The sequence below is a fragment of the Streptomyces sp. genome (genome assembly GCF_035644915.1).
Taxonomy (GTDB): Bacteria; Actinomycetota; Actinomycetes; order Streptomycetales; family Streptomycetaceae; genus Streptomyces.
In genome coordinates this window covers 1-7,254 of record NZ_DASQNP010000235.1, presented here as the reverse complement: position 1 = coordinate 7,254, position 7,254 = coordinate 1, and the positions used below count along the sequence as shown (strand labels likewise).

Genomic DNA, 7,254 nt, shown 5'->3' with positions numbered 1-7,254 from the left:
ATCCGGGGCGAGCGGAAGCGTCGCCCGTGTGATGGCCCGCGCGTAGTCCTCGGTCTGCAACAGCCCCGGTACCAGCATCGGCGCGTACTCGCTGATCGTCGTCGCCAGCTTCTCCAACTCCGCCGCATCGGCGAAGTACTCGGGGTACTTGGTCTCCCGCGCCAGCCTGCACAGGCGCTGCAAATGCCCGCCGCTGCCGAGGATCTCGTCGAAGAGCTTGGAGACGTCCATCTGCGGGCGGCGCACCGCCGTCTCGAACTGGCCGATGTACGCGCCCGAGCAGAAGGCGCGTTCGCCGAGTTGGGCCTGGGTCAGGCCCGCCTCCTCCCGCAGGCGGCGCAGCTCGGCGCCGTAGAAGGCGCGGGGCGAGGTGTACGGGTCGAGCTGCCTGGACTCGGTCATCGCGGGCTCCCCCTGTGCGGAACGGTCGTACCGGCTGAACTTCCGCCCAACGTAAGCACTTTCGGTAACCGCCAAAGCACTTTCGGCAATAGTCGTACCGGGTGCCGAGGCCGTCGTCACGGGCCGCCTCCGCGAGGAGGGCGGCCCCTGCCGGGGCATGGCGGCCGTCCACCGGACCGCCCCTTCCCCTGTCGCACAGGCGTGCCATGATCCCCGCATGAATGCCGCAGACGTTCTCGCCGACCTGGACTCCCGGCCCTGGGCCGAGTTGCAGCACGCCTACGGCAGCGCGGACGACGTGCCCGGGCTGCTGCGGGCGCTGGCGGGCGATGACGCGGAGGCCGCGGAGGAGGCCCTGCACGAGCTCTACGGCAACGTCATCCACCAGGGCACGGTGTACGCCGCCACTCCGCACGCCGTGCCCTACCTGGCCCGGCTGGCGGCGGCCGGGTGCCGGACGGCCGACCTGCTGGGCCTCCTCGGCGACATCGCCGAGAGCGAGGACGAGCACGGCGTCGAGGAGGGCGCCTGCCGGGCGGCCGTCGCCGCCCAACTGACCGTGTTGCTCCCGCTGTTGTCGGCGCCCGACGCCGGGGTGCGGCAGGCCGCGGCCTGGGCGGTCTCGCACACCGCCGCCGACGTGGTGCTCCCGGAACTGCGGCGGTGCTGGGCGCGGGAGCGGGAGGCGGGCGTACGGGCGGAGCTGCTCGCCGCGCTGGCCCGGCTCGACCCGGCGGGCACGGCCGCCGTGGCGACGGCCGCCCTCGGTCCAAAGGAGCCGCCGCAGGTGCGGGTCATCGCCGCGCTGGTCTGCGTGGACGCGGGCCTGCCGTGGACCGCCGCGCACCACGACACGGTGCTCTCCGTCCTCCCGGCCGACGAGCTGGTCGCCTCCCGGTTCGACCAGGAGCGCCAGGAGCCGCTGTGCCACATCGCCGAGGCGCTGCTGCTCCGCGACACGGACGAGGGGCGCGAGGCGGCCTGCGCGCTGCTGGAGGCCGCGCTCCGCGATCCGCGGCCCGAGGCCAGGGCCGAGGCCCTGTGGGCCGCGGACCGGGCGTGCACGGTCTCGCGCGGTGCCCCGGCGCGGCTGCTGCCCGCGATCGTCCCGCTGCTGGACGAGGAGTCCGTGGTCGATCGCGTGCTGCCCGTCCTCGACAAGTTCGCGCCCCAGGCGGCGTCCGCCGCACCGGCACTGGAGGCGCTCGCCGAGGGGAACGGTGACCTGGCGGACCGCGCGCTGGCGGTGCTCGCCGTCGCCGCCCCGGAGCGGGCCGCGCCGCTGCTCGCCCGCGACCTGGGCGGGCGGCCCCGCGCGCTGGACGCCGTCGCCGGTTTCCGCGCTCCGGCCGGCGGGCGGTTCCCGTTCGTACCCGAGCTGCTGGAGGCCGTGCGGGCGCGGCTGGCCGCGCCGGACGACCTGGGCCCCAACGAGCCGGCGCAGTTGGCGCGGCTGCTGGCGTCCTGGGGTGAGCGGGCCGCGGCCGCCCTGCCCGAGCTGCGCGCCGTCCTGTCCCGTTTCCCGCGGGCCGTGCCCGGGGCGATGGCGGCCGTGTGCCCGGAGCGGAAGCGGGAGCGGGTGGCCGGATGGCTGCGCGAGGCGGCCGCGATGGGGCCCGCGGAGGGCCGGCTGGAGGCGGCGGGCGCGCTGCACGGCCTGACCGGTGAGCTGGGCCCGCTCCTGGACGCCCTGGCCGCCGCCCTGGAGGGCGGGGGCTACACGGTGCGCGAGGCGGCGCGTACGGCCGGGGAGCTGGGGCCGGACGCCGCCGAGCTGGTGCCCGCGCTGCGGGCGGCGCTGAGCGGGCCGGGGCAGGAGCGCACCGTGCCGCGGCTGGACGGTGACGCGGAGGTGGCCGCCGCCCTGTGGCGGATCACCGGTGAGGCCGACGAGGCGGTGCGGGTGCTGGACGGGGTGCTCGCGGCGGTCGCGGAGGAGCCCTGGTTCCGGTGGACGGGGGTGCGGGCGGCGCGGGCCGCGGCCCTGCTCGGTCCCGCCGCGCGCCTGCTGCGGCCCCGGCTGGAGCGGCTGCTGGACGACCCGGTGCAGGCCCCGGCCGCGGTGCTCGCGCTGCTGGCCACCGTCCCCGGCGACGGCCCGGACGACGGCGGCTCCGGGGCCGACGGCCTGGACCGCACCGCCCTGGCCGAGGCCGCCCTGGAATCCGCCGAACTGGACGCCGACCCGGACACCGCGCTGGAGGCGCTGCGCGCCCTCGGTGCCCGGGCGCTGTCCGGGGAGCACATACGCAGGCTGACCGCACTCGCCGAGCGCGATCCGCGGGTGGTGCGGTCGGGGCTGGAGCACGAGATGATCCGCGCGGACGAGCGGTTCCGGCAGGAGGCGCGCGCGGTGCTGGCCGCCCTGGCCTGACGGAGACGGGCGGTGACGCGCCCGGAGCCCAGCGGCCCGGGCGCGCCACCGCTCCGCGCCGCCGTCAGGGGCGGGCGCGGGGGACGTCGGTGCCGTCGGGCAGGACCGGCTGCCGCGCGGGGACTCCGCCGGAGGCCGCCACCGGCTCCGGTGCCGCCGCGGCGGCGCGCTGCTCCCGGCCCCAGGTCTCGCGGGTCGCCAGCACTCCGGCGAGGCCGACGGCCGCGACGCCGACGTAGAGCCCCGCCGGTCCCCACCAGCCGAAGGAGTCGGCCAGGAGGACGGCCGCGAACGGGGCGAAGCCCGCGACCGACGCGGCGGTCTGGTAGCCCAGCGACGCGCCGGACGTGCGCGTTCCGGTCCTGAACAGCTCCGCGAACCAGGCCGCCTGAGTGCCGGTCAGCGCGGCGTGGATGATGCCGATGGCGATGAGGAAGGTCAGCACGATCAGCACGGCCGAGCCGGTGTTGGCCATGACGTACATGGGGATGCCGAAGGCCACGGCGAGCAGGCAGCCGGCCAGGTAGACGGAGCGGCGTCCGACCCGGTCCGTGAGCGCGCCGGACAGCACGGTGGTGCCCACGGCCAGCACGCTGGCGACGACGACGCCGGCCAGTGCGACACCGCGGTCGTCCGGGTCGCGGTCGGTGACGTACGACAGCAGGTAGGTGGCCGTCAGGTAGTAGGCGCACGACTCGACGACGCGCAGGGCGATGATGCGCAGGATGCTGCGCCAGTCGTCGCGGAGCACGGTCAGCAGCGGGTTGCGCACCGTTTCGCCCCCGGCCTTCGCCGCCTCGAACTCCGGCGACTCGCTCAGCTTCATCCGCACGACCAGTCCCACGACGATCAGCAGGGCGCTGGCCAGGAACGGCAGGCGCCAGGCCCAGTCGCCGTCGAGGGAGGCGGAGAGCAGGAACGCGATGTTGGCCAGGGCGATGCCCAGGGGGTTCCCGGCCTGGGGTATCGCCGCGTACAGGCCCCGGCGCCCGCGCGGGGCGTGCTCGTACGTCATCATCACCGCGCCGCCCCACTCGGCGCCGAACGCGAGGCCCTGGACGCAGCGGATGGCCACCAGCAGGACCGGGGCGAGGACGCCGGCCTGCTGGTAGGTGGGCAGCAGGCCGATGAGGACGGTGGCGACGCCCATGGTCAGCAGGGCGCCGACGAGCACCGGCTTGCGGCCGTGCCGGTCGCCGAGGTACCCGCCGAGCGCACCTCCGACGGGACGCATCAGGAAGCCGACGCCGAGCGTGGCGAAGGCGAGGAGGGTGCCGACCAGCGGGTCGGAGTCGGGGAAGAACGCGTCGCCGAAGTACAGGGCGGAGGCGGTGCCGTAGGCGACGAAGTCGTAGTTCTCGACACAGGTGCCCGCTGCGGAGGCGAACGCGGTCTTGAGACGTCCGCGGGGAGCGCCGGGTGCGGTCGGGGTGGGCGCGCTCATATCAGGGTCTCCTCTGATGGCGGTGGGCGCGGGGACGGGTCGGCGCATCGGCCGGTGGGGTGGGGGGTGGGGGACGGGGGTGCGGTCAAGGCCGGGGGACGGGGGTACGGAGGAGGGGGCGGGGGCACGGGGAAGCGGGGCGCACGGCGTGGGGAGGCGCCGCGGGCCGGGATGTCAGACGAGGTGGGCGAGTTCGCGTGCCGACCGCAGTTCCAGCTCCCGGAGCTTGGCGACGCGGCGCACGGTGTCGTCGTCGTTGTCGAACCTCGCGGCGAGGAAGGCTTCGAGGACCTCGGTGGCCGTCGCCGGGCCGATCAGCCACGCGCCCATGGCGATGGCGTTGGCGTCGTCGTGCTCGACGGCCTGGTGGGCGGAGTACACGTCGTGGCCGAGGCCGCAGCGGATGCCGGGGATCTTGTTCGCGGCCATCAGGGCACCGGCGCCGGTACCGCACACGAGCACGGCCCGGTCGGCCTCGCCCCGGCGCACCGCGTCGCAGGTGGCGAAGGTGATGTCGGGGAAGTCGACGGGTTCGTCGGTGTCCACTCCGCGGTCGAGCACCTCGTGCCCGAGGCGCAGCAGCACCTGGCGCACGTGCTCCTTGAGTCCGAGTCCCGCGTGGTCGTTGCCGAGTGCTATGCGCACGGTCACTCCTTGGTGGTGAGGTGGGAGGGGTGGCGGGTCCGCAGGACCTCGCCCAGCTCGGGGATCGACGCCATCGCGCCGCGGCGGGTGACGGCGAGCGCGGCCGCGGCGGCGGCCCGGTCCAGCGCCGTGGGCAGGTCGTCCGCCCCGCCGGCGAGCGCCGCCGCCAGATAGCCGGTGAAGGTGTCGCCCGCGGCGGTCGTGTCGACGGGCACGGCCGGGACGGCGGGGACGTACAGGGCCGGCTGCCGTCCGCCGGCCGGTGCGGCGTACGCGCCCTGGGCGCCCATCGTGCACACGGCCAGCACGTCCAGGGCCCGCGCGAGGGCCAGGACCCGGTCGGGCGCGGCCGGTTCGTCGATGCCGAACAGGCGGGCGACGGCCTGCGCCTCCGGGTCGTTGACGACCAGGACGTCCAGGTCGTCGGGGTCGAGGCAGTGCGCGTCCGAGGGCGCCGGCGCCGCGTTGAGCACCACCGTGGCGCCCCGGGCGCCGGCGAGGCGGGCCGCGTGCGCCACCACGACGGGCGGGACCTCCAGTTGGAGGAGCACGACGTCGCCGGGTTCGACGGCGGCGAGGCCGGCCTCGACGTCGGCCTCGGTGAGACGGGCGTTGGCTCCGGGGGTGACGACGATGCGGTTGTCCCCCCGGGGTTCGAGCATCACCACGGCGAGCCCGGTGTGCGCCCCGGGGTCGGTGCGCACCGACGCGGTGCACACGCCCGCTCCGGCCAGTGCCTCGCGCACCAGCCGTCCGTGCGCGTCGTCGCCGACCGCACCGACCATGGTGGTGCGGGCTCCGCCGCGGGCGGCCGCCACCGCCTGGTTGCCGCCCTTGCCGCCGGCGGTGATCCGCATTCCGGAGCCGAGCACGGTTTCGCCGGGCCCCGGGAACGCCGGCACCTCCAGCAACTGGTCGGCGTTGAGACTTCCTACGACGTGCACGGATGGCATGGGCGGCTTTCCGGTTCGGGGACGGGGTCTTCGGGTGTGCGGGGGCGGCGCGGAGGGGTCTCCCGTCCGCGCGGGGTTCGCGGCGCGTGCCGGGCGATGCGGCGGTACGCCGGCGCCGCCCCGGCGTCAGTGGTCCGGCCGCCCGGTGGAGGACTCGCGTACGACGAGCCGCATCGGCAGCACCTCCGATGCGACCGGCCTGCCGTCGATGACGTCGAGCAGCAGGCGCATCGCCCGCTCGCCGAGCGCACGCGCGTCGTGGGCCACCACCGTGAGCGGCGGATCGAGTTCCCGGAACCACTCGATGTCGTCGAAGGCGACCAGGGCGAGGTCCGTGCCGATCCGCCGGCCCTGCCGGCGCACCTCCCCCAGCGCGCCGACGGCCATCAGGCTGTCCGCCGCCAGCAGCGCGGTCGGCGGGCGGCGGGCGGCGAGCAGCGCGGCGGCGGCCGCGGCGCCGCTGGCGCTGCGGTAGTCGCCCACCGCGACGAGTCCGGGGTCGTCGTCCAGGCCGTGCCGGGCCACGGCGTCGAGGTAGGCGTCGTGGCGGGTGCGCGCCGTGGAGACGGACGGGGGTCCTCCGATGTACCCGATGCGGGTGTGTCCCCGGGCGGCGAGGTGGGCCACGGCCAGGGCCACCCCCTGTGCGTTGTCCGCGGTCACGCTGGGCACGTCGAAGCCGTCGACGGTGCGGTCGACGAAGACGAGCGGTGTGCGGGCCCGGACGAGCGCGCGCAGGCTGCCGCTCCCCTCGCCCTGCGGCGCGATGATGATTCCGTCGACGCGCTGGGTGACGAACGCCTCCAGGTAGGTGTCCTGCTGTGCGGTGTCCTCGTTGGCGTTCGCCAGCAGGGTCACGTACGAGGAGGCGAGCGCCGCCTGTTCGGCGCCGTGCGCGATGTCGGCGAAGAACGGGTTGCGCACGTCGGAGACGAGCAGGCCCACCGCACGGCTGCGGGACGACCGCAGGGCGCGCGCCCGTGCGTCCGGTCGGTAGCCGAGTTCCCTGGCCGCCGCGTGCACCCGCTCGCGCGAGGCGGCGGACGTGGAGGGGTTGCCGGAGAGCACGCGCGAGGCGGTGCCCACGGAGACGCCGGCGCGCGCTGCGACGTCCTTGATCGTCACGGTGGTGTCCACGGGCGGGCCTTTCGGTGCGGGCGGCCGCGTCCGCCGCCCGATGGCTCGATGCCGTCCGCGGGGGGCGCGGAAACGTTTCCATGGAAACGTTTCCGCGCATCATTGGGCAGCCCTCACCCGCCCGTCAAGAGGTGGTGCGGCGCGACCCGGGTCCGGCGGCCGGCGCACCCGGCCGCCGCCGGACCGCGCGACCCGACCCGAACACACCGGCCTTTTGACAGAACCCGCAGGTCGGCGGGGCGCCGACCCGGAAGCGGCGGAGTCGGGCGCGGCCGGTCAGGCGTCCAGCAGGGCGCGCC

General features: G+C 76.1%; 6 protein-coding genes. 1 reads left to right on the top strand and 5 read right to left on the bottom strand.

Annotated elements, in window-relative coordinates; all coding sequences use genetic code 11:
• A partial coding sequence (locus VE546_RS25310) for a Scr1 family TA system antitoxin-like transcriptional regulator (RefSeq protein ID WP_324926242.1) occupies positions 1 to 402 on the bottom strand: 402 nt, incomplete at its 3' end.
• Positions 403 to 619: 217 nt separating this feature from the next.
• On the opposite strand from VE546_RS25310, the gene VE546_RS25305 reads away from it, so the two are divergent.
• Complete coding sequence (locus VE546_RS25305) at positions 620 to 2,776, top strand: hypothetical protein (protein WP_324926240.1); 2,157 nt, start codon at positions 620 to 622, stop codon at positions 2,774 to 2,776.
• A gap of 64 nt (positions 2,777 to 2,840) precedes the next feature.
• Here the strand turns inward: VE546_RS25305 and VE546_RS25300 are convergent, their stop codons facing one another.
• The 4 genes from VE546_RS25300 to VE546_RS25285 form a co-directional block, all read right to left on the bottom strand.
• A complete protein-coding gene (locus tag VE546_RS25300) occupies positions 2,841 to 4,220 on the bottom strand; it encodes an MFS transporter (protein ID WP_324926238.1) in 1,380 nt (459 codons plus the stop codon).
• 174 nt (positions 4,221 to 4,394) lie between these two features.
• Positions 4,395 to 4,865, bottom strand: a complete 471-nt coding sequence (locus tag VE546_RS25295; RefSeq protein ID WP_324926236.1) for an RpiB/LacA/LacB family sugar-phosphate isomerase — start codon at positions 4,863 to 4,865, stop codon at positions 4,395 to 4,397.
• A gap of 2 nt (positions 4,866 to 4,867) precedes the next feature.
• Positions 4,868 to 5,818, bottom strand: coding sequence for a ribokinase (locus VE546_RS25290; protein ID WP_324926234.1), 951 nt, complete (start codon positions 5,816 to 5,818; stop codon positions 4,868 to 4,870).
• 126 nt (positions 5,819 to 5,944) lie between these two features.
• Positions 5,945 to 6,955: a LacI family DNA-binding transcriptional regulator gene (locus VE546_RS25285; RefSeq protein WP_324926232.1), complete on the bottom strand. Its 1,011-nt coding sequence runs from the start codon at positions 6,953 to 6,955 to the stop codon at positions 5,945 to 5,947.
• Positions 6,956 to 7,254 lie beyond the last annotated feature (299 nt).